Raw genomic sequence first — 19963 nt, forward strand, 5'->3', positions numbered from 1 at the left:
GCAGGTGCCGGGTTGTTTCAACGAAATTGTTGCTGGGCGCATCTGCCTGCTGTTGACAAATATATGCTGAAGTCACATAAATTCGCCGACCTCTCAGGAAGTATGCCATGGATATGTCACGCCCGGCCCAGACCCCGCTTGTTGCCGACAAACGACAGCGTCTGTTCGTTTTCTGGTTCCTGATGGCGGCGCTGTTCATGGCGGCGCTCGACAATCACATCGTCTCCACGGCACTTCCCACCATCGTCGGCGAGTTCGGCCAGATGGAGAGTTTCGGCTGGGTCTCCTCGGCCTTTCTTCTGGCCATGAGCGCGGTCATGCCGATCTACGGCAAGCTGGGGGATCTGTTCGGCCGCAAATATGTGATGCTGTTTGCCATCGTTCTCTTCACGCTCGGCTCGGTTCTCTGCGGCTTTGCCTGGTCGATGAATTCGCTGATTGCGGCCCGCGTCTTCCAGGGCCTTGGCGGCGGCGGCATCATGGTGTCGATCTTCTCGATCAATGCCGATCTGTTCGAACCGCGCGAACGCGCAAAGTACCAGAGCTATTCCAGCCTTATGATCATGGCCGCCGGAAGCATCGGCCCTGTGCTCGGCGGCACGCTCAGCGATCTGTTCGGCTGGCGCTCGATCTTCCTGATCAACCTGCCGCTCGGCGTCATCGTCGTGACAGGCCTCGCCTTGCTGCTTCCCTATCGCCGGCCGCAGCGCAAGCCGAAGATCGATTATGCCGGTGCCGTCGTCCTGGCGCTGACGATCGCAAGCCTCGTCACCTTCGCCGACAGCCACCAGCTGTTCGGCTCGCTGATGGCAATCGAATCGCTGGTCCTTCTCGGCTTCGGCATGGCCTGCGCCGGCCTTTGGGTGTTCGTCGAAAGCCGGGTGCCGGAACCGATCGTGCCGCTCAAACTGTTCAGGGACAGCACCTTCTCGCTGTTTCTCATCATCACGCTTTGCTCGGGTGCGGTCGGCATCGGCATGGTCAACTATTACGCGCTGTTCCTGCAGACGACGACGGGCCTGTCGCCGTCGCAGGCCGGCCTGTTCTTCATCGGCCTCACCGGCGGCATCGTCGTCGGTTCCATGTCGGCGGGAAGGCTGATTTCCATCACCGGCCGCTACAAGCCGTTCGCGGTCCTGGGACTGGTCATGAGCATCGGCGCTCTTCTGCTTCTGTCGCAGGTGACGTCGGCTACGCCGCTCTGGCTCGTCGCCATACTTCTCATGTTGCAGGGACTTGCCGTCGGCTTCGGCCAGCAGGCCCCGATCATCGGCGTCCAGAATTCCGCACCGCGGGAAGATATGGGAGCTGCCACCGGTGCCGTGACGCTGATGCGGATGGGCGGCGCGTCGATCGCCATTTCGCTCTACGGCGCCATCATCGGCTCGTCGGTCAAGGGCAGCGGCGTGGTTATTCCAGGCGTTGCCGATATCGGCGCACTCACCCCGAAAGTGCTCGACCAGCTGCCGCAAGCCTCGCGCGAGGCCGTGGCATCCGTCTACTTCTCTGCCTTCACGCCGCTCTTCTTCGCCGCCGCCGTGATCGCCGCCATCGGCCTTGTCGCCGCCCTTTTCCTCAAGCCCAAACGCCTGCCGACTGCGCAAGTCCAGGCCGCCGCACAACAAAACAAGTTGCCCGCCCCGTAAGGCTCTTCCAAGCGGGCTTTCCCCGCCTATCTCTCGTCCTATGAAACCCGAGGCACTGCTTCATCCCACACCGGCCGGCCTGTTCTGCCCCGTCGGCGGCTTCCATGTCGATCCGGTGCGCCCCGTCGAGCGGGCGCTGATCACCCATGGCCATTCCGACCATGCCCGCGCCGGCCACACCCATGTGCTCGCCACCCGCCAGACGCTCGATATCATGAAGATCCGCTATGGCAACGACTTCTGCACCTCTGAACAGGAGGCTGCATGGGGCGAGGTGATCGATGTCGGCGGCGTCAATGTCAGCTTCCATCCAGCCGGCCATGTGCTCGGCTCGGCCCAGATCGCGCTCGAGCATAAGGATCTGCGCGTCGTCGTCTCAGGCGATTACAAGCGCGGCGTCGACCCGACCTGCGCGCCCTTCGTGCCTGTTTCCTGCGATGTCTTCATCACCGAGGCAACCTTCGGCCTGCCCGTCTTCCACCATCCCCACCCGCGCGAGGAAATCGGCAAGCTCTTGACCTCGCTCAAGCAGTTTCCCGACCGCAGCCACATGGTCGGCGCTTACGCCTTGGGGAAGGCGCAGCGGGTGATCCGCCTGATCCGCGACAGCGGCTATGACGAACCGATCTATATCCACGGCGCGCTCGCAAAACTCTGCGACTATTACGAAAGCCAGGGCATCGCGCTCGGCGAAATCCGCCCCGCGACGATCGACAAGAGCAGCCCCGACCTGTTCAAGGGCGCCGTCGTCGTCGGCCCGCCCTCGGCCTTTCAGGATCGCTGGGCCCGCCGCTTCAACGAACCCCTGATCGCCTTTGCCTCCGGCTGGATGATGGTGCGCCAACGCGCCAAACAAAGCGGCGTTGAGCTGCCGCTGGTGATTTCCGACCACTGCGACTGGCCCGAACTCTTGGAAACCATCAACGAGGTCGCTCCCTCCGAAGTCTGGGTCACCCACGGCCGCGAAGAAGCGCTGGTACGTTGGTGCGAACTCAAAAAAATCCCCGCCCGCCCGCTGCACCTGGTCGGCTACGAAGACGAGGGGGATTGATGATGGCTGTGTTGCTGAAAAAAGACCCCTCCCAACCCTCCCCACAAGGGGGAGGGCTAGAGCCCGTCGTGCCCCTGTCGCACAATCGAGGCAGTGCCGTGCCGCTGGTTTTCTCCCCCCTTGCGGGGGAGATGGCCGGCAGGCCAGAGGGGGATCGATGATGCGTGGATTATTGAAGAGAGACCCCTCCCAACCCTCCCCACAAGGGGGAGGGCTAGAGCCCGTCGTGCCCCTGTCGCACAATCGAGGCAGTGCCGTGCCGCTGGTTTTCTCCCCCCTTGCGGGGGAGATGGCCGGCAGGCCAGAGGGGGATCGATGATGCGTGGATTGTTGAAGAAAGACCCCTCCCAACCCTCCCCACAAGGGGGAGGGCTTAACCCGGTCGCACCCCTTTCGCACGATCGAGGCAGTGCCGTGCCGCAAGTCTTCTCCCCCCTTGTGGGGGAGATGGCCGGCAGGCCAGAGGGGGTTTTTCGAAGAGTGCTGCGCCCATGAAACCCTTCGCCACACTGCTGGACCGTCTTGTCCTCACCCCGTCGCGCAACGGCAAGATCACCCTGCTGGTCGATTACTTCCGCACCACGCCCGATCCCGATCGCGGCTATGGGCTGGCGGCGCTCGCAAGTGCGCTTGATCTCAAAAGCGTCAAGCCCGCCATGCTGCGCGAACTGGTGCTGGAGCGCATGGATGCGGTTCTGTTTCAGTATTCCTACGACTATGTCGGCGATCTCGCCGAAACCATTGCGCTGGTCTGGGATGGCCTCGAAAAGGACGACACCACCGATGCCGAGCAGCCGCTTCTGTCCGAAGTCGTCGCCCGCATGAACTCGCTCGGCCGCACGGAAGTGCGCTCAGCCGTCCGCGAACTGCTTGATCATCTCGATCCCTCCGGCCGTTTCGCGTTCCTGAAGCTTGTCACCGGGTCGCTGCGCATCGGTGTTTCGGCGAGGCTTGCAAAGCAGGCGCTGTCGGAAATGTCGGGCAAGGACGTGACCGAGATCGAGACGCTCTGGCACGGGCTGGAGCCGCCCTATGTGTCGCTGTTTGCCTGGCTGGAAGGCCATGCCGACAAGCCGGTTCTGGCGACGCCGGCGATCTTTCATTCGGTCATGCTCGCCAATCCGGTCGAGAGCGGCGATCTCGAAAAGCTCGATCCCGCCGATTACGCCGCCGAATGGAAATGGGATGGCATCCGAGTCCAGATGTCGGCCCATGGCGGCACGAAGAAACTCTATTCCCGCTCCGGCGATGATATCACCGGTGCCTTTCCCGATATCGTCGAGCAGATCAATTTCGATGGCGTCATCGACGGCGAGCTTCTCGTCGGCGGCACGATGCGATCCAACAATCCCACCCGCACCTTTTCCGACCTGCAGCAGCGCCTCAACCGCAAGACTGTGAACGCGAAGATGCTGGAGGATTACCCCGCCTTCGTACGCGCCTACGATATCCTGTTCGACGGCGAGGCCGACGTGCGCGCAAAAGGCTTCCTCGAGCGCCGCGAGCGCCTCTCCGAGGTGATCGGCCACGCCCCGCATGACCGGTTCGACCTCTCCGATCTCGTGCCGTTCAGCACCTGGGATGAGCTCGAAGCCCTGCGCCGTGATCCGCCGGATCCGGTCATCGAAGGCGTCATGATCAAGCGCCGCGACAGTGTCTATCAGGCCGGCCGGCTGAAAGGCCCGTGGTTCAAGTGGAAACGCGACCCCTATAACGTCGATGCGGTCATGCTCTACGCCCAGCGCGGCCACGGCAAGCGCTCCAGCTACTATTCCGATTTCACCTTCGGTGTGTGGACGGATGGCCCCGATGGCGATCATCTCGTGCCCGTCGGCAAGGCCTATTTTGGCTTTACCGATGCGGAACTGGAAGTCCTCGACAAGTTCGTGCGCGACAACACGGTGGAGCGTTTCGGGCCGGTGAGGGCGGTGCGCGCCGACAAGGATTTCGGCTTCGTGCTGGAAGTTGCCTTCGAGGGCATCAACCGCTCGACGCGCCACAAGTCCGGCGTCGCCATGCGTTTTCCCCGCATTGCAAGGCTGCGGATGGACAAGCTGCCGCGCGATGCTGACCGGCTGGAAACGCTGACCGCAATGATCGATGCCAAAACGGCGGACGCGAAGATGTGACCGCTGGCCCGCTTGCGTTCTGAACCGTCGGGTTTACGCTCAATCCCGATATCTGAGACTACTCATATCCTTATAGACGGTCGTTCCATGTCAATCACCCGCCGCATGCTGATGACCGGTCTGGCACTCGGTGCACTTGGTTCCCTTGCTGCACCCCAGGCCCTGGCCGCGCCCTTTCCCGTCCCCGAAACCCTGCCGCTGGAAAAGGAAGATTATGCCGAAGCCAGGCGCCGCTTCCGCACCCATCTTCTGAAGCATGGTCCGGCACCCGAAGCCTCGCCACCGCTTGGGACCCCGCCGGGTGCGCAAAAGGTCCTCTATCGCGGCGGTCCGGATGGCTCGCTCGAACTGATCGCCTGGCTTTCCCATTACGAAGCCTCGGGCAAGCCGAAACCGGCCGTGCTTTTCCTGCACGGCGGCAATGCCACCGGCGACGGCCACTGGGAACTGATGAAAGCTTATTGGGAAGCGGGCTTCGTGGTCCTGCATCCATCCTTTCGCGGCGAAAACGGCCAGGCCGGCAATTTCTCCGGCTTCTATGACGAAACCGCCGATGCGCTGGCAGCCGCCACCTATCTGGAAAACCTGCCCGGCATCGATCGCAGCCGGATCTTCATCGCCGGCCACAGCAATGGCGGCACGCTGTCGCTTCTATCTGGCATGACGCGCCGGTTCAGGGCCGCAGTTCCAATTTCCGCCGGCGTCAATTCCTGGCGCTTCTTTACCCGATACTCGAACGAAGTGCCCTTCGATGCGGCCGATCCGAAAGAGTTCGTGATGCGCTCGTCCGCCTGTTTCGGGCCGAGCCTCAAATGCCCGACGCTGCTTCTGCGCGGGTCGGAAGAGCGCCCTTTTGATGCCGACCACCAGCTGCTGATCGATCGTGCGCGGTCTGCTGGCGTTGCGATCGACAAGAAGCTTCTGCCGGGCAATCACAGCGGCGTGGTGCCGGGAGCCGTGGTCGAAAGCATCCGCTTCTTCAATCAGTTCACGTGATCCAGTCGCCACCGCTCCAGCCTCGCGAAAGCGCTAACTGACAGATTGCCGCCGACGTCATCAATGCCGAAGCGGGACTGCCATGCAAAACAAAGCCTTATCGCTCAGCCGGACCTCCGGTCTTGCGGCCGTTCTTGTGGCGACGACGGCGCTCAGCGGTTGCCAGGTGCCGTTCGTCACCGATACGACCCGCATGGACCCGGCCGTGTTTGCCCGCGAAACCACGCCGGTCTTCTATCAGCCGGCCTATAACGAGCCGGTCCAGCCGCAGCCTCTTCCCCAGAAGGAAGCTATTCCGCAAAAGCGTCAGCTTTATCAGACGCAGTTCCACCAGACCTACGGCATGCCGGTCTCCAACCCCGTGCACCGGGTCATGTACGAGGTGATCCGCGACGACGGCCACACGCTGCCGGCCATTCCCTATTCGCGCATCGACAACCGTTTTCTGCGCCAGGATGTGTCCTACCAGACCAATGAAGCACCCGGCACGCTGGTGGTCGATACCCGTGCCAATTTCCTCTATCTCGTGCAACCCGGCGGCAAGGCGATCCGCTACGGCGTCGGTCTCGGCAAGGCGGGCTTTGCCTGGTCCGGCCGCGGCGTCATCCAGCGCAAGGCGAAATGGCCGCGCTGGACGCCATCAGGGGAAATGGTCTCGCGCCAGCCGGAACTGCGCCAGTTCGCAGCAGCAGCCGGCGGCGCCGATCCCGGCCTGAACAACCCGCTCGGCGCCCGCGCGCTCTATATCTACAAGGACGGCAAGGACACGCTCTATCGCGTTCACGGCACGCCGGACTGGCAGTCCGTCGGCAGGGCAACCTCGTCCGGCTGCGTTCGCATGCTCAATCAGGACGTCATCGACCTGTTCGACCGTGTCCCGAACGGCACTCCGATCGTCGTTCTCTGACCGCTGGCGCGTGGCAAAGCTGCCCACGGTAAGCTTGCATCTCGCGCGTCAATCCCTCATGTCTCGTATCTGCCCTCACACACAGTGAAGTGATCACGCTGTTGCGCAGGGGACACAGGCCGTGTCGCATCCCTGTGATGGTGTGTGTCAACCTCGTGAATGGTCGATGAAGCTGGCCGCGTTATGTGATAGTGGAGCAAAACATCAGGCAGGGAACCAATCGGTTCGATTGCCGTTAGAATTTGCTTTTGCAGTGACGCGTTCCTCTAGGGTGACTTTCCGAACATGATTTCCAACTCTTCTTTCTCCCGACGGGGCTTCCTGTCCATGCTGGGTGTCGGCGCTGCCTCGACGCTCGCTGGCTGTGCATCGACTGCGCCGGGTCCTTCCGGCAATATCGTCACCTACCGTGACGGCGTCGCCCTCCGCAACGACGGCCTTCCGCCGGTTGGCGGCGATCCCGAAGCCGCGATGATGTACGGCGCCGTCGAAGATGGTGGCTATCTCATCCCGGCCATCCCCTATGAGCGGATCAATCCGCGCTACTATCGCCAGCGCGTTGTCGATCCGACAGGCGAACGCCCGGGCACGATCGTCGTCGACACCCCGTCGCGCTTCCTCTATCTGGTCGAGCCCGGCGGTTCGGCCATGCGCTACGGCGTCGGCATCGGTCGCGATGGCTTTGCCTGGAGCGGCGAGGGCGTCATCCAGTGGCGTCAGAAGTGGCCGAAATGGACCCCGCCGGACGAAATGGTCGCGCGTCAGCCGCAACTGGTCAAGTATTCGATCGCAAACGGCGGCATGCCTCCGGGCCTCACAAACCCGCTCGGCGCCCGCGCGCTCTACATCTTCCAGAACGGCCAGGACACGCTCTACCGCCTGCACGGTTCGCCGGAATGGAACTCGATCGGCAAAGCCGTCTCCTCAGGCTGCGTCCGCCTGATGAACCAGGACATCATCGACCTCTATGAGCGCGTCCCCAACAAGGCCCGCGTCGTCGTCTGGCAGTAAGCATCTTCTTGATCTACGACGAAAAGGCTGCGGGAGACCGCAGCCTTTTTTGCATCCGGTGACCATCCGTCCCTCGGCAATGGCGCCATCGGCGCACCTCTCTTTCCCGGTCCCCGTTCATTATCTCCCACCCCGGTCCTGACTTCGCGGCCTGCTGCCCTATCTCCTGCCTTAGCGACCATGTCGCTGGACTAATGCCGGTTCAGGTTTTCGTGCCATCGAATGCTCGCGCGATGATCCGGCAATACCAATCACCAAGGGAGTTACTCCATGCCCATTCTTTACACGACCAAGGGTTCCGCAACCGGTGGCCGCTCCGGCCACGGTGCTTCCGACAACGGCGTGCTCGACGTCACGCTGACGGTTCCGAAGGAACTCGGCGGCGATGGCGCCACCGGCACCAATCCGGAACAGCTGTTTGCGGTCGGCTATTCTGCCTGCTTCCTCGGCGCGCTGAAAGCCGTCGCTGCCAAGGAAAAGGTGAAGATCCCTGACGAGGCCAAGGTCACCGCAACGGTCGGCATCGGCCCGCGCGAAGATGGTGGCGGCTTCGGCATCGAAGTCTCGCTGTCGGTCAACGCCCCCGGCATCGAACGCGCCCAGCTCGAAGACCTGGTTGCCAAGGCACATATCGTTTGCCCTTACAGCCACGCGATGCGGACTTCCACGGAAGTCCAGGTTACCGTCGAGTAACACGACGCGACTTTGTCCCGCCAAGGGACGGCGAAAAGCGGCTTCGGCCGCTTTTTGTTTGCCCGGATTTCAGCCGACCGCGTTCAGCTCACAGCCTTCAACGAGTCGCGCAGCTGATCGGCATTGCCATCGGGCAGGGCGGCATCCAGCGCCGCATGCGTCGCCTCCCAGATCGGCAGGGCTTTCGCCAGAACCGCGCGGCCATCCTGCGTCAGCGTCAAAAGCCGTCCGCGCTTGTCCTTCGGGTCAACGGCGCTGCCGATCCAGCCACGAGCGTGCAAAACTTTCAGGGCCGCAGTCAGCGTCGTGCGGTCCATGGCAAGCAGGTCGCAGACGGATTTCATCGTCGCCGGCTGTGGGCGGTTGAGCGACATCATCAGCGAGAACTGGCCATTGTTCAATCCAACCGGCTTCAGCGCCGTATCGAAGGTTCGCGCTAAGGCCCGCGCTGCCCGTTGCACATGCAGGCAAAGACAGGTGTCGCGGACATGAAGCGTGGCGGAAAACGGAACCGAATCGGGATTTGACAGCATGGAAATATTATGTTGATATCAACCTATTCTGTCAAGAAAGGGGAGGTTCTTATGGATGTCAGCGCATTCCCGACAAATGCCGTCCTGTCGAAAGAAGAGTGGCTGAAGGCGCGGCTCGAGCTTCTGGCGCTTGAGAAGGAGGAGACGCGGTTGCGTGACAAGGTCCGCGCCGCCCGCCGCGCCTTGCCCTGGGTGCGGGTGGACAAGGACTACGTCTTCGACACGCCGCAGGGCGGCAAGACCTTGTCCGATCTCTTTGCCGGACGCAGCCAGCTGCTAATCTATCACTTTATGTTCGGACCCGACTGGAGCGAAGGCTGTGTCGGTTGCTCCTTCATGGCCGACCATTTCGACGGCACGCTTGCCCATCTCAACCATCACGACGTCACGCTCGTCGCCGTCTCGCGCGGCACGTTGGGGCAAATCGAGGCCTACAAGGCCCGCATGAACTGGCAGTTTCCCTGGGTCTCGTCCTACGCCGCGGATTTCAACCACGACTATCGCGTTTCCTTCACGCAAGAAGAGATGCAGGGCGAGACGATCAACTACAATTTCCGCGACATGCCCACGAGCGAAGGCTTCGAGGAGCTTCCGGGCCTGTCCGCCTTCTACAAGAATGAGGCCGGCGAGATCTTCCACACCTATTCCACCTATGCCCGCGGCCCGGAAGAGGTGATCGGCACGCTGATGCTGCTCGACCGCGCGCCGCTGGGCCGCAACGAGGATAAGACGATGAGTTTCCTCAAGCGCCACGACGAATATGCGGCAAAGCCCGAGCAACAGGCGTCATCCTGCTGCCATTGAGGGCACGTCGCCGGGTCCGTTCAACACACACAAGAGGGAGATGGGCATGCTGCAGATCGTTTCGAAATCCCGTTCGGACACGCATGGAAAGTTCATCTGGTGCGAACTGATCACGTCAGACACGTCAGCGGCGGGCAAGTTCTACGCCTCGGTGGTCGGCTGGAATGTCCGCGAACTCGCCATGCCTGATATGCCGTCCTATTACCTGTTCGAAATGGGCGAGGGCGAGAATTGCCCCGGCATCGGCGGCATGATGCACTTTCCGCCGGAGCTTGAAGGCAAGATGCCGCCGAACTGGACCGGCTATGTTGCCGTCGACGATGTCGATGAAACCGCAAGTGACTTCGTTTCCCTTGGCGGACGCATCCAGCGCGACCCGGAGGATATCCCGTGCGTCGGCCGGTTTGCTGTTGTGGCCGATCCCCATGGTGCGGTCCTCTGCATCATGACGCCGATCCCGCCCGAAAACCCGCCCCGCCAGCTCGGCCCCGCCGATCCCGGCAATCTCGGCTGGTGCGAGCTGATGGCGGGCAACGGCGAGGAGGCTTTCGAATTCTATGGAAGCGTGTTCGGTTGGGCGAAGGACCATGACATGGACATGGGCGAGATGGGCGTCTACCGCATCTTTGCCTATGACGGCCATCCCGGCCAGGCGATCGGCGGCATGATGACGAAACCGGACACGGTGCCTGCGCCGTGCTGGTCCTATTACTTCAACGTCGAGGCGATTGACGCGGCCATCGAGCGGATCACGGCCGGCGGCGGTAGTGTCGTGTTCGGGCCGATGCAAGTGCCCGGCGGAAGCTGGATCGTCCAGGCCACCGATCCCCAGGGCGCCTTCTTCTGCCTCGTCGCTCCGAAGCGCTCCTGATCCCCAAAACCTTGATCCTGTCCGTGTCAGGCCTAATTGCACCTTCACGCATAAGGCCGGAGGACCCACTCATGCATCCATTGCCCCGTCCACTGAGCCTTGTTTTCTTTAGCATCAGCACGTTCCTTGCCCTGTCTGGAATCCTCATGATCCTGACCGGTTTCAGGGGCGGCTGGCCGGTGCTCGCCCTGTTCGGGGCCGGCGCCTTCGTTTTTGCGCATATGCTCTGGCCGCAAACCTTCCACCGAAGGCGGCAGGATGCCGCAACGCTGATCGCCCGCTACCCCGGACCCGTCACCCTCTATTCCAGCCGCGTCCGCTATTTTTCGCTGGCCGTCGGCTGCGCAGCCTTCGCCGTCCTGCTTCTGGTTCTGCTGCTGGATATCGACCCCGCCGAACCGCCAATGCCGGCGTTGCGACAGGCCATTCTCTGGCTGGGCGTCGGTTTCCTGTCGCTCTGCGCCTCCGTCATGATGGCGGGCGTCCTCGTCGGCCAGCGGCTGGAACTGGATGGCGAGGGCTTGACCATGGTCACGTTCGGGCGTCGCAAAGTCTGGCGCTGGCGGGATGTCGAAGGCTTCAAGGCAGGCGCGATGACGCCGATTTCCGTGCGCTTTCTGCCGAAGCTGGAGATGAAAATGGTCGTGTTCGACGATGTCACGCTTCCGGAAACCGCCCTGATCCGCATGAGCCGCGATGCGACCGGCCGCAATTCCGGCCTGCACGATGCCTATGGGCTGGATTACGCCCAGCTCGCCTGGCTCCTGGAAACCTGGCGCGAAACGGCGCTCACAGGCTCGCAAGTTGCTCCTGCCGCACCCGTCCGCGACGACGAATTCGTGCCCGTCTCGGCTGCTTACCCGAACGGCTGATGACCCGTCACTCTGCTTGCGCGGTCGTCTTCAGGTAAGCGATAACATCGTCGATCTCGGCCTGGGTCCATAGCCCGAAGAAGCGCATGCTGGTTCCCGGCACTTTCTTCTTGGGGCTCGAGAGAAAGGCGGACAGTGCCGCATCGTCCCACACGAGACCGGCCGCGCCTGCATCCTTCATCGCCTGCGAATACTTGTAGTCGGGAACTTGCGCTGCGGGTCGCCCGGCGACGCCCTTGAGATGCGGGCCGAACCGGTTGGTCTCCCGGTCGGCCACATGACAGGCGACGCATTTCTGGTACACCCGCTTGCCGTTGCCGGCATCTGCCGCCTGCGCGTTCGAGGAAAAGGCGAGCGCGACAAGGGCGAGGGCGCAGAGCCCTGTCCTTGCCGCTCTGTGCATCCGCCCGGTCACCGTTTCAGACTGCCCAGAATGCCGCGCACGATTGCCCGGCCCACCTGGGTGGCGACGGTGCGCGTCACGCTTTTCATGGCAGCCTCGATGATCGTCTCGCGCTGGTAGCCGGAGCGGCCGACGGTTCTGCGGCCCTTCGGCTCGTCTTCGTCCTTGTTGCCGAAGCCGGGCAGGGTCCAGCCGGTGGTTTCGCCGGAGCCGGCAGGCGGTGCGGGCTCGAGTTCATCCTGCGCCTTGCGGGCAGCGGCTGCATCGGCGGCCTGCTTTGCCCGGGCGCCAAGCATTTCGAAGGCGCTTTCGCGGTCGAGATCCTCGTCATAGATCCCGAGAACCGGGCTGCGATCCATCACCGATTGCCGCTCCGCATCGGTCAGCGGACCGATCCGACCGGATGGCGGGCGGATCAGCGTCCGTTCCACCATTGACGGCGCACCCTTGCCACCGAGCGTCGAGACCAGAGCCTCGCCGGTGCCGAGCTGGGTGATCGCGGTGGCGCAATCGAAGGCCGGGTTCGGCCGGAACGTGTCGGCCGCGGTCTTCACTGCCTTCTGCTCGCGCGGTGTATAGGCGCGCAGCGCATGCTGCACCCGGTTGCCGAGCTGGGCGAGAACGCTTTCCGGTACGTCGAGCGGGTTCTGGGTGACGAAATAGACGCCGACGCCCTTGGAGCGGATCAGCCGCACCACCTGCTCGACGCGGTCGAGAAGAACCTTCGGCGCTTCGTCGAACAGAAGATGCGCCTCGTCGAAGAAGAACACCAGCTTCGGCTTGTCCGGATCGCCCACTTCAGGCAGTTCCTCGAACAGTTCCGACAGCAGCCACAGAAGGAAGGTCGCGTAGAGCCGCGGGTTCATCATCAGCTTGTCGGCGGCAAGGATCGAGATCTGGCCGTAACCGGAATTCGGGTTTACCCGCATGATGTCGGTGATCTTCAGCGCCGGCTCGCCGAAGAAATGCTCCGCACCCTGCTGTTCCAGAACGAGCAGCGCCCGCTGGATCGAGCCGACCGAAGCCTTGGAAATGAGGCCGAATTCCTTGGATAGTTCCGACGCGTTCTCGGCCATGTAATTCAGAAGCGAGGTCAGGTCCTTGAGGTCGAGCAGCGGCAGCCCGGCCTTGTCGGCCAGCTTGAAGGCGATGTTCAGCACGCCTTCCTGCGGTTCGGATGCATCCATCAGACGGGCCAGCAAGAGCGGCCCCATCTCGGCGATCGTCGTGCGAACCCTATGGCCCTTGGTGCCGTAGAGATCCCAGAAGATCACCGGGAACTGCTCGAACTCGTAATCGGCAAAGCCGATCTGCTCGGCGCGCTTGGCGAGGAAATCCTTGGGCTCGCCCTTGGCCGCGACGCCGGAAAGATCGCCCTTGATGTCGGATGCAAAAACGGGAACGCCGGCCCGCGAAAAGCCCTCGGCCAGAACCTGTAGCGTCACGGTCTTGCCGGTGCCGGTTGCACCGGTCACCAGCCCGTGGCGGTTGCCGAATTTCATGTCGAGGAATTCGGCCTTGTTCAACGTGTCGTCAGGGTTGCGACTGCCGCCGATAAAGAGTTTCGCCTGATCGTCCGCATCAATATTCGCCATGCAACTATGCGCTCCCTAAACGCGTTCAATCTGTGGCTTTTATAGGATGCGCTGAAGAGCCGGGCAACGGCTGAAAATCGGCCAAGTGAAAACTGGCGCGAGAGGCGGCAGAAGAGGGGTGAATACGTGACGATGACGGACACAGCCGGACCGGCGGGAACTCGGACACTCGATGCGCAAGGCGTGCGCGATGCGCAGAGGGGTCGCCATGCGGATGGCCCGATGGGCATTCCGGCCCGCGGCCTCAAAGACGTGTTCTGGCGCGTCTATGCCGGCGTGACCGAAGACCGCATCACGCTGATCGCCGCCGGCGTCACCTATTACCTGCTGCTGGCGCTGTTTCCCGCCGCAAGCGCGCTCGTGTCGATCTACGGGTTCGTCGCCGATCCCGTGACGATAGCCGATCGGATCGCGTTTCTGAGCACGATCATGCCCGCCGAAGGGCTGAACATCTTTCTCGATCAGGTCCGGGCACTTTCAAGCGAACGCGGCGCTACACTGTCGATCGGCCTGATCGCGGGTCTGGCGCTGGCGCTCTGGAGCGCCAACAACGGCATGAAGGCGCTTTTCGAGGCCATGAATGTCGCTTACGGCGAGCAGGAAAAGCGCGGCATCGTCAAGCTCAACCTGATGTCGCTGCTCTTCACGCTCGGCGCGATGCTGATTGCCATCGTCATCCTGTTTGCCATGGGCGTGGTGCCGGCATTGCTCAAATATTTCTGGCTCGACCAGTGGTCGGAAATGATCATCCGCATCGCCCGCTGGCCGTTGATGATGGTCTTCGTCACGCTCGGCATCATGGCGCTGTACCGGTTCGGCCCCAGCCGCGAGCCGGCAAAGATCCAGTGGCTGACCTGGGGCGCTGCCTTTTCCACCATTTTCTGGCTTCTCGCCTCGCTCGGCGTGTCCTACTATCTGGCCAACGTCGCCGATTACAATGCCACCTATGGCACGCTCGGCGCGCTGATCGGCTTCATGGTCTGGACATGGGTATCCGTCATCATCGTGGTTGTCGGAGCCGAGATCAACGCCGAGCTTGAGCACCAGACCGCGGTCGATTCCACCACCGGCCATCCGAAGCCGATGGGGGCGCGCGGCGCTGAAATGGCCGATACGGTCGGTGTCGCCGCCGAGGATTGATAAGCCGCCGGTTGCGCCAACCCGGGCTGCGTGGCACCAGTTGGAACACGCCTGTTGGCATCCGGCACGAGTCTATGTATGACCTTGACGTGAACGTCAAAACTGAGGAGATATTGATGAACGAGATGGTTACCCGCGTTGCCGACCGCGTCGGTCTTGCACCTGATGCCGCCGAAAAGGCGATCGGCATGATGCTGGGCTTCCTGCAGCGCGAGGCGGATGACGCTGCCGTGGCGCGGATGATCGAAGCCATTCCCGGCGCGCCGGAACTGGTCGGCAAGTTCAATGGCGAAGGTGCCGGTGGCGGCGGTCTGCTCGGCGGCCTGATGTCGAGTTTTGGCGGCGGCGGCATCATGACGCTCGGCCAGCAGCTGATGTCGCAGGGCCTCGGCATGGGCGAGATCACCGCACTCGCCAAGGAAACCATGGCTGTTGCGCGCGAACATGCCGGCGATGAAACAGTCGATACGGTCATCGCATCGGTGCCCGGCCTCAGCCAGTTCGTGTGATCTCAACTTGTGAATCGAAAGCCGCTGGCCCGCAGCCGGCGGCTTTTCTAAATCATCAGCTATGCTATAGGTCGGCGATGAGCGACAACATCATCAAGTTCCAGCGTCCGAAACCGGTCAAGCCGCCGCGCAAGTCGCCGTTCAAAAACATGGCGCCCGGTGTGAAACGCATGCTGTTCTGGGTCGCCATTATCGCGGGCCTGGTCCTGGCATTCCTCTATTTCCAGTTCGCCGGCAGCGCCCCTCCGGGCGTCTGAGCAAACCGGCCGAACGTCAGCCCTTGGCTGCCAGCCAAATCACGTGCTTTGCCCCGCGCTTGCCATTGGCGCGCGTGTTCACCACGTCTGCCTGAAATCCCACTTCCTTCAGCCGCCGGGTGAAACCCGCGTCGGGCCCTGACGACCAGACGGCGAGAACGCCGCCGGGCCTCAGTGCCGAGCGTGCGGCATAGAGACCAGCCATATTGTAGAGCCGGTCGTTCGAGGCCCGCGTCAACCCGTCCGGCCCATTGTCGACATCGAGCAGGATCGCATCGAAGGCACCGGTCGACTGGCGGATCAACTCGCTGACATCGCCCTTGAAAATCGTCACGCGCGGATCGTCGAGGCAGCCCTTGAAGACAGGCGCCATCGGCCCGCGCGCCCAGTCAACCACGGCCGGCACCAGCTCGGCCACGGTCACCTGCGCATCCTCGGGCAGAACTGAAAGCGCTGCCCTCAGCGTGAAGCCCATGCCGAGCCCGCCGATCAGCATCGAAGGCTTGGCTCTATTGCCGATCTTATCGTGTGCGAGCGTCGCAAGCGCTTCTTCCGAACCGCTGAGACGGCTGTTCATCAGCTCGTTGGTGCCGAGCATGATCGAGAATTCCTGGCCGCGCTGCTTCAGACGCAGCTCGCCTTCCTCGCCGGGCAGGGCGCCGGGAATGGTTGCGCGGTCGAGCTGGATCCAGGGCAGCATGGGACAAACCTCTTGGTCGGAGCGGCTTTGCTACAGAAGCGCAAACGACGGGTCAATGCTGCGCTGCGGGGAGTTGACTTTCCGTGATTTCCGCGCCATTTCACGCGCAAAGCGCTACCCGTTCGGGTGCCGCTCTTTCAAAGGACAAACCGAGATGAACCCCGACAGTCGAAGTTCGACGTCAACAGATAGACCTGCCGCTTCGGGGCTCTGAACCGTTCATATCGGTGATGCGCTCCGGGGACCTCAATGGTCCGGAATAGGAGCCGTCATGCTGCGTATCCATGCCTATGATCACGACCGCCTTGTCGCGGCCGACGCCGTAATCGCCAGTGCAGCCGCCGATGCGACGTCTGTTGCTCCGCAGCCGCCTGTGATCTGGTACGACCTGATCAACCCGACGGCCAAGGAAGAGCGCGATGTCGGCTCCCGCCTCGGGGTTACCATTCCAACCCAGGACGAGATGGAGGATATTGAACTCTCCTCCCGTCTCTACCAGGAAGACGGCGCCGAGTTCATGACCATGACCGTGCTGACACGCCCGGATGCCGGCACGCCGCACAAGGTTCCCGTCACCTTTATCGTCAAGGGCCAGGTTCTCGTCACCGTGCGCTATTCCGAGCCGCGTCCCTTCGATGCGTTCATGGCGCGTGCCCGCAAGGGCAACGGGCTCGGCCTCCATTCGGCAACCGGCGAACTGATCATGACCGGTCTGGTCGAGGCGATCATCGACCGCATGGCGGATACGCTGGAGCGGCTCGGCAACGATATCGACCAGATCTCGCGCGATATTTTTGCGGCCAAGGCCTCCAAGGTCAACAAGAAGACGCGCGACCTGCAGGAACTGATCCGGGCGATCGGCCAGAAGGGCGAGTTCATCACCGTCGTGCGCGAAAGCCTCGTCAGCGTCTCGCGCGTCGTCGCCTATTATGCCGCCCTCGATGGTGTCGATCGCAAGCTGCCCAAGGAAATGCGCCAGCGCCTGAAACTGCTGCAGCGCGATGCCACCTCGCTTGGCGATCACTCGGCCTTCATGTCCGGCAAGATCAACTTCCTGCTCGATGCGACGCTGGGGCTGATCAATCTGGAGCAGAACCAGATCATCAAGATCTTCTCGGTTGCGTCCGTCGTGTTCCTGCCGCCGACGCTCGTCGCATCGGTCTACGGCATGAACTTCGCCAACCAGCCGGAACTGCAATGGCATTACGGCTATCAGCTGGCGCTCTGCCTGATGATCGTCTCGATGGCGCTGCCGTATCTCTACTTCCGGCGCAAGGGTTGGCTGTAATCGCAAACCAAGACGGGCGGAGCACGGTTGCTCCGCCCGTCCTTGCCTGATCTAGGCGGCAATAGGCTTTCTAGCGTTCCTGGATCTGCGGCACGAAATCCGGGAGAAGCTTGCAGGGCTCCTTGTAGGTCTCGGCTTTCTTTTCACACAGGGCTGCCACCGTCTGCGGCGTCGGTTTCTCGCCCTTGTCGATCCAGCTCAACATGGCGGAAAAAAGCGCTGCATATTGCGGCGTCGAGAGCTTGGAATGCTCCGCCTCGTCGGAAAAATTCTGCACCAGCAGCTCGCCATTGCCAGCCTTATCCACCGTTTGGCGATAGATCGCCTCGTGATCGACAAACACGGTCGGATCGTTCTTGGCGTGCAGGGTGATGGTCGGCGCGACGATCTGGCCGGTGAGATCGGCATCATAGGCCATCAGCCGAGCCGCTTGCGGATCCGCCTTGAACCGCTCGACACCCTTGTTCAGCGCCGCGTCATCGTCTGATCCCTTGTACTGCACGTCAGCATTGTCGAACAGGTTCTTGCCATCCATCCGCCGCCAGACGATGTCGGAAAACAACCCGGTCGCCCAGCTCAAATGCGCCACCAGCGTCTTTTCCGGCACCTTGGTGACGGCGAGGATATTGGCGAGGTTCTTTGCTTGCTCTGGCGAGCGCTTGTCCTTCGCCAGAGAGATGCCTGTGCATTCGTCGACCCGCTGCTGCAGCTCGTCGCGCGACATCTTCGAGCCCTTGGGCAGGCCCTGCCAGACCGGATACTGCACCTCGTCCGCGCGCGGATGGTTCTTGCAGTAATACTGGTAGACGGCCCGCAGATCGGCGCGGAAGTCATAGCCATGGCCGCCGCCGGCCAGCAAGCCGCTGGTCAGCACCAAGCCGTCGTAATTCTTCTGGCCGCGCCAGTCGAGTGCGTAGAGTTCGGCCGTCTTCGCCGCCACATTGCCGCCCCAGGACTGGCCGTGCAGCAGAACATGCTTCGGCTCCCCGAGAAGCGCGATCGCGATCTGGCGCAGAGTGTCGGTGTCGGACGCCGCCATCCGCACGCCATAGCCCTCGCGGCGATAGTTGGAACCGGCCCAGGCATAGCCCTCCTGAACGGTGACCGCGAAACGCTCGAGATCCTCGACCGGATCGTCCGGCGTGGGCTTTGCGGTGCGCGGCCCGCCATGGGCATGAACGACGAGCGTGCCGTTCCAGTCCTTCGGCTTGGCGATCCAGTAATAGGCGCCGTGCAGATCCTGACCCGCGAAGCACTCGGTCCCGGCCGGCATCGAATTCGGGCAGTCCTTTGGCGCCGGGTCCGCAGGCTTTTGCTGCGCGCTGGCGGGCAGGGCGGTAACAACCATCGCCGCCGCGGACATCAATATCGTTCTGAAATGCATGAAAACTCCTCCTCTTCCAGCCCGTGACAAGACCTATGGTTCTGGCTGGGAGAGGCAAGAGAAGACGTGGCCTCGACCGCCGCATGGCGCAGGCTCGCCGGGCAATTGGGCGGGATCCCACACAAACCACGGCGGGAGTGTGTGGGAAGCGACCCAACAGACCTGTGTTTAGGACGGAGGCCTTAAAGCCGGATCAATCCCACTCAGGCGCGAGATGCACCGGCGATACGATGCGTCCGTCTGTCCGCGACAGCGCAAACACCGCTTCCATTTCCTGCGGCGAGAGCGAGAAGTCGAAGATGTCGTAATTCTCCGGCAGCCGGCTTTCGGTCGCGGTCTTCGACAGCGCGATCACGTCCTCCTGCTGCACGGCCCAGCGCAGAACGACCTGAGCGGCGGTCTTTTTGTACTTCGCGCCGATCTCCTTCAACACCTCGTCCTTCGGCACCGCGCCATCGGCCATCAGGTAATAGGCGGTCACCGACATGCCGGTCTTGCGCGCTTCCATCAGCACCTTGGTCTGGTCGAGATAGGGGTGATATTCCACCTGGTTGTTGACGATAGGCGCATCGGACAGCTTGATCGCTTCAGCCATCAGCGCGGTCGAAAAGTTGGAAACGCCGATATTCTTGACCTTGCCTGCGGTTCTCAGCTCGTTCAGCGCGCCGATCCGGTCGGCCAGCGGCATTTCGCTCTGCGGCCAGTGCAGAAGCAGAAGGTCGACGTGATCCGTCTTCAGCTTGGCAAGGCTTTCGTCCACCGAAGCGATAAAGGCATCGTGACCGACGCGGTCGACCCAGACTTTCGTGGTGAGAAAGATGTCGTCGCGCGGAATGCCCGACTGACGAAGAACGTCGCCGACAGCCTGCTCGTTCTTGTAGATCTGCGCAGTGTCCACATGGCGGAAGCCGAGTTTGAGGGCTTGCGGCAGAATGCGATGAACATCCGCATCGGGCATGCGGAACGTGCCGAAACCGAGAGCTGGGATATGGGCGCCGTTGGCGTTGACGGTTTGCATCATGTGCTCCTTGGAAAAGGGGGCCCGACGGGGAGCCGGGCAAAGAAGAGGCACACTCTAGATGGGCCGTGAAATCCGGCGATCAAGCAGAGACCGGCCCATGATCACTCCACCGGATGCGACAAATCGGCTTGAAAGAAGGCCCTGGAGGCCGCG

General features: G+C 62.4%; 20 protein-coding genes. 14 read left to right on the plus strand and 6 right to left on the minus strand.

What is annotated here, in order from left to right; translation table 11 throughout:
* The first annotated feature begins 107 nt into the window (after positions 1–107).
* The 7 genes from J3A65_RS05420 (at position 108) to J3A65_RS05450 (ending at position 8433) form a co-directional block, all read left to right on the plus strand.
* A complete protein-coding gene (locus J3A65_RS05420) occupies positions 108–1646 on the plus strand; it encodes an MDR family MFS transporter (RefSeq protein WP_209900170.1) in 1539 nt (512 codons plus the stop codon).
* A 40-nt stretch (positions 1647–1686) separates the two neighbouring features.
* Complete coding sequence (locus J3A65_RS05425) at positions 1687–2697, plus strand: ligase-associated DNA damage response exonuclease (RefSeq protein ID WP_209900172.1); 1011 nt, start codon at positions 1687–1689, stop codon at positions 2695–2697.
* 491 nt (positions 2698–3188) lie between these two features.
* On the plus strand, positions 3189–4826 hold the full coding sequence (locus J3A65_RS05430; protein ID WP_209900174.1) for a cisplatin damage response ATP-dependent DNA ligase: 1638 nt from the start codon (positions 3189–3191) through the stop codon (positions 4824–4826).
* 87 nt (positions 4827–4913) lie between these two features.
* Positions 4914–5822 (plus strand): prolyl oligopeptidase family serine peptidase, encoded by a 909-nt coding sequence (locus tag J3A65_RS05435; RefSeq protein WP_192076587.1) that lies wholly within the window; start codon positions 4914–4916, stop codon positions 5820–5822.
* Positions 5823–5904: 82 nt separating this feature from the next.
* Positions 5905–6729 (plus strand): L,D-transpeptidase, encoded by an 825-nt coding sequence (locus J3A65_RS05440; RefSeq protein WP_113167479.1) that lies wholly within the window; start codon positions 5905–5907, stop codon positions 6727–6729.
* Positions 6730–7014: 285 nt separating this feature from the next.
* Positions 7015–7740, plus strand: a complete 726-nt coding sequence (locus tag J3A65_RS05445) for a L,D-transpeptidase (RefSeq protein ID WP_062453521.1) — start codon at positions 7015–7017, stop codon at positions 7738–7740.
* A 270-nt stretch (positions 7741–8010) separates the two neighbouring features.
* Positions 8011–8433, plus strand: a complete 423-nt coding sequence (locus tag J3A65_RS05450; RefSeq protein ID WP_062453520.1) for an organic hydroperoxide resistance protein — start codon at positions 8011–8013, stop codon at positions 8431–8433.
* Positions 8434–8516: 83 nt separating this feature from the next.
* On the opposite strand, the gene J3A65_RS05455 is transcribed toward J3A65_RS05450, so the two are convergent.
* Positions 8517–8963: a MarR family winged helix-turn-helix transcriptional regulator gene (locus tag J3A65_RS05455; protein ID WP_209903336.1), complete on the minus strand. Its 447-nt coding sequence runs from the start codon at positions 8961–8963 to the stop codon at positions 8517–8519.
* A 54-nt stretch (positions 8964–9017) separates the two neighbouring features.
* Between J3A65_RS05455 and J3A65_RS05460 the strand changes: the two genes are divergently transcribed.
* From J3A65_RS05460 to J3A65_RS05470, 3 genes are all read left to right on the plus strand, one after another.
* Positions 9018–9770, plus strand: a complete 753-nt coding sequence (locus tag J3A65_RS05460; RefSeq protein ID WP_209900176.1) for a thioredoxin family protein — start codon at positions 9018–9020, stop codon at positions 9768–9770.
* Positions 9771–9816: 46 nt separating this feature from the next.
* Entirely contained in the window at positions 9817–10641 is an 825-nt protein-coding gene (locus J3A65_RS05465) for a VOC family protein (RefSeq protein WP_209900179.1), read from the plus strand.
* A gap of 146 nt (positions 10642–10787) precedes the next feature.
* Complete coding sequence (locus tag J3A65_RS05470; RefSeq protein ID WP_209900181.1) at positions 10788–11513, plus strand: hypothetical protein; 726 nt, start codon at positions 10788–10790, stop codon at positions 11511–11513.
* A 7-nt stretch (positions 11514–11520) separates the two neighbouring features.
* On the opposite strand, the gene J3A65_RS05475 is transcribed toward J3A65_RS05470, so the two are convergent.
* On the minus strand, positions 11521–11916 hold the full coding sequence (locus J3A65_RS05475; protein ID WP_209900183.1) for a cytochrome c family protein: 396 nt from the start codon (positions 11914–11916) through the stop codon (positions 11521–11523).
* A gap of 8 nt (positions 11917–11924) precedes the next feature.
* A complete protein-coding gene (locus tag J3A65_RS05480; protein WP_209900185.1) occupies positions 11925–13511 on the minus strand; it encodes a helicase HerA-like C-terminal domain-containing protein in 1587 nt (528 codons plus the stop codon).
* Positions 13512–13643: 132 nt separating this feature from the next.
* On the opposite strand from J3A65_RS05480, the gene J3A65_RS05485 reads away from it, so the two are divergent.
* The 3 genes from J3A65_RS05485 to J3A65_RS05495 all read left to right on the plus strand — a co-directional run bounded on the left by J3A65_RS05485 (position 13644) and on the right by J3A65_RS05495 (position 15417).
* Complete coding sequence (locus J3A65_RS05485) at positions 13644–14651, plus strand: YihY/virulence factor BrkB family protein (RefSeq protein ID WP_113167473.1); 1008 nt, start codon at positions 13644–13646, stop codon at positions 14649–14651.
* Positions 14652–14767: 116 nt separating this feature from the next.
* Positions 14768–15160 (plus strand): hypothetical protein, encoded by a 393-nt coding sequence (locus J3A65_RS05490; RefSeq protein ID WP_062454796.1) that lies wholly within the window; start codon positions 14768–14770, stop codon positions 15158–15160.
* Positions 15161–15237: 77 nt separating this feature from the next.
* On the plus strand, positions 15238–15417 hold the full coding sequence (locus J3A65_RS05495) for a hypothetical protein (protein ID WP_062579592.1): 180 nt from the start codon (positions 15238–15240) through the stop codon (positions 15415–15417).
* A 16-nt stretch (positions 15418–15433) separates the two neighbouring features.
* On the opposite strand, the gene J3A65_RS05500 is transcribed toward J3A65_RS05495, so the two are convergent.
* Positions 15434–16117 (minus strand): hypothetical protein, encoded by a 684-nt coding sequence (locus tag J3A65_RS05500; protein ID WP_209900187.1) that lies wholly within the window; start codon positions 16115–16117, stop codon positions 15434–15436.
* A gap of 271 nt (positions 16118–16388) precedes the next feature.
* On the opposite strand from J3A65_RS05500, the gene J3A65_RS05505 reads away from it, so the two are divergent.
* Entirely contained in the window at positions 16389–17405 is a 1017-nt protein-coding gene (locus J3A65_RS05505) for a magnesium transporter CorA family protein (RefSeq protein WP_062453512.1), read from the plus strand.
* 70 nt (positions 17406–17475) lie between these two features.
* Here J3A65_RS05505 and J3A65_RS05510 read toward each other — a convergent pair whose 3' ends face one another.
* Positions 17476–18789 carry a hypothetical protein gene (locus J3A65_RS05510; protein WP_209900189.1) on the minus strand — a complete coding sequence of 438 codons (1314 nt, stop codon included), beginning with the start codon at positions 18787–18789 and terminating at the stop codon, positions 17476–17478.
* A gap of 193 nt (positions 18790–18982) precedes the next feature.
* A complete protein-coding gene (locus tag J3A65_RS05515) occupies positions 18983–19807 on the minus strand; it encodes an aldo/keto reductase (RefSeq protein ID WP_092661617.1) in 825 nt (274 codons plus the stop codon).
* Positions 19808–19963: the final 156 nt, after the last annotated feature.

It is taken from the genome of Rhizobium sp. PvP014, assembly GCF_017876855.1.
GTDB classification, from domain to species: domain Bacteria; phylum Pseudomonadota; class Alphaproteobacteria; order Rhizobiales; family Rhizobiaceae; genus Neorhizobium; species Neorhizobium soli.

Excerpts from the sequence above, each read along its gene's own strand:
- J3A65_RS05430 (WP_209900174.1), top strand. The coding sequence starts at position 3,189 with ATGAAACCCTTCGCCACACTGCTGGACCGTCTTGTCCTCACCCCGTCG.
- J3A65_RS05515 (WP_092661617.1), bottom strand. The coding sequence starts at position 19,807 with ATGCAAACCGTCAACGCCAACGGCGCCCATATCCCAGCTCTCGGTTTC.
- J3A65_RS05450 (WP_062453520.1), top strand. The coding sequence starts at position 8,011 with ATGCCCATTCTTTACACGACCAAGGGTTCCGCAACCGGTGGCCGCTCC.
- J3A65_RS05510 (WP_209900189.1), bottom strand. The coding sequence starts at position 18,789 with ATGCATTTCAGAACGATATTGATGTCCGCGGCGGCGATGGTTGTTACC.
- J3A65_RS05420 (WP_209900170.1), top strand. The coding sequence starts at position 108 with ATGGATATGTCACGCCCGGCCCAGACCCCGCTTGTTGCCGACAAACGA.
- J3A65_RS05435 (WP_192076587.1), top strand. The coding sequence starts at position 4,914 with ATGTCAATCACCCGCCGCATGCTGATGACCGGTCTGGCACTCGGTGCA.
- J3A65_RS05490 (WP_062454796.1), top strand. The coding sequence starts at position 14,768 with ATGAACGAGATGGTTACCCGCGTTGCCGACCGCGTCGGTCTTGCACCT.
- J3A65_RS05460 (WP_209900176.1), top strand. The coding sequence starts at position 9,018 with ATGGATGTCAGCGCATTCCCGACAAATGCCGTCCTGTCGAAAGAAGAG.
- J3A65_RS05440 (WP_113167479.1), top strand. The coding sequence starts at position 5,905 with ATGCAAAACAAAGCCTTATCGCTCAGCCGGACCTCCGGTCTTGCGGCC.
- J3A65_RS05505 (WP_062453512.1), top strand. The coding sequence starts at position 16,389 with ATGCTGCGTATCCATGCCTATGATCACGACCGCCTTGTCGCGGCCGAC.
- J3A65_RS05475 (WP_209900183.1), bottom strand. The coding sequence starts at position 11,916 with ATGCACAGAGCGGCAAGGACAGGGCTCTGCGCCCTCGCCCTTGTCGCG.
- J3A65_RS05425 (WP_209900172.1), top strand. The coding sequence starts at position 1,687 with ATGAAACCCGAGGCACTGCTTCATCCCACACCGGCCGGCCTGTTCTGC.
- J3A65_RS05445 (WP_062453521.1), top strand. The coding sequence starts at position 7,015 with ATGATTTCCAACTCTTCTTTCTCCCGACGGGGCTTCCTGTCCATGCTG.
- J3A65_RS05465 (WP_209900179.1), top strand. The coding sequence starts at position 9,817 with ATGCTGCAGATCGTTTCGAAATCCCGTTCGGACACGCATGGAAAGTTC.
- J3A65_RS05485 (WP_113167473.1), top strand. The coding sequence starts at position 13,644 with ATGACGGACACAGCCGGACCGGCGGGAACTCGGACACTCGATGCGCAA.
- J3A65_RS05500 (WP_209900187.1), bottom strand. The coding sequence starts at position 16,117 with ATGCTGCCCTGGATCCAGCTCGACCGCGCAACCATTCCCGGCGCCCTG.
- J3A65_RS05470 (WP_209900181.1), top strand. The coding sequence starts at position 10,788 with ATGATCCTGACCGGTTTCAGGGGCGGCTGGCCGGTGCTCGCCCTGTTC.
- J3A65_RS05480 (WP_209900185.1), bottom strand. The coding sequence starts at position 13,511 with ATGGCGAATATTGATGCGGACGATCAGGCGAAACTCTTTATCGGCGGC.
- J3A65_RS05495 (WP_062579592.1), top strand. The coding sequence starts at position 15,238 with ATGAGCGACAACATCATCAAGTTCCAGCGTCCGAAACCGGTCAAGCCG.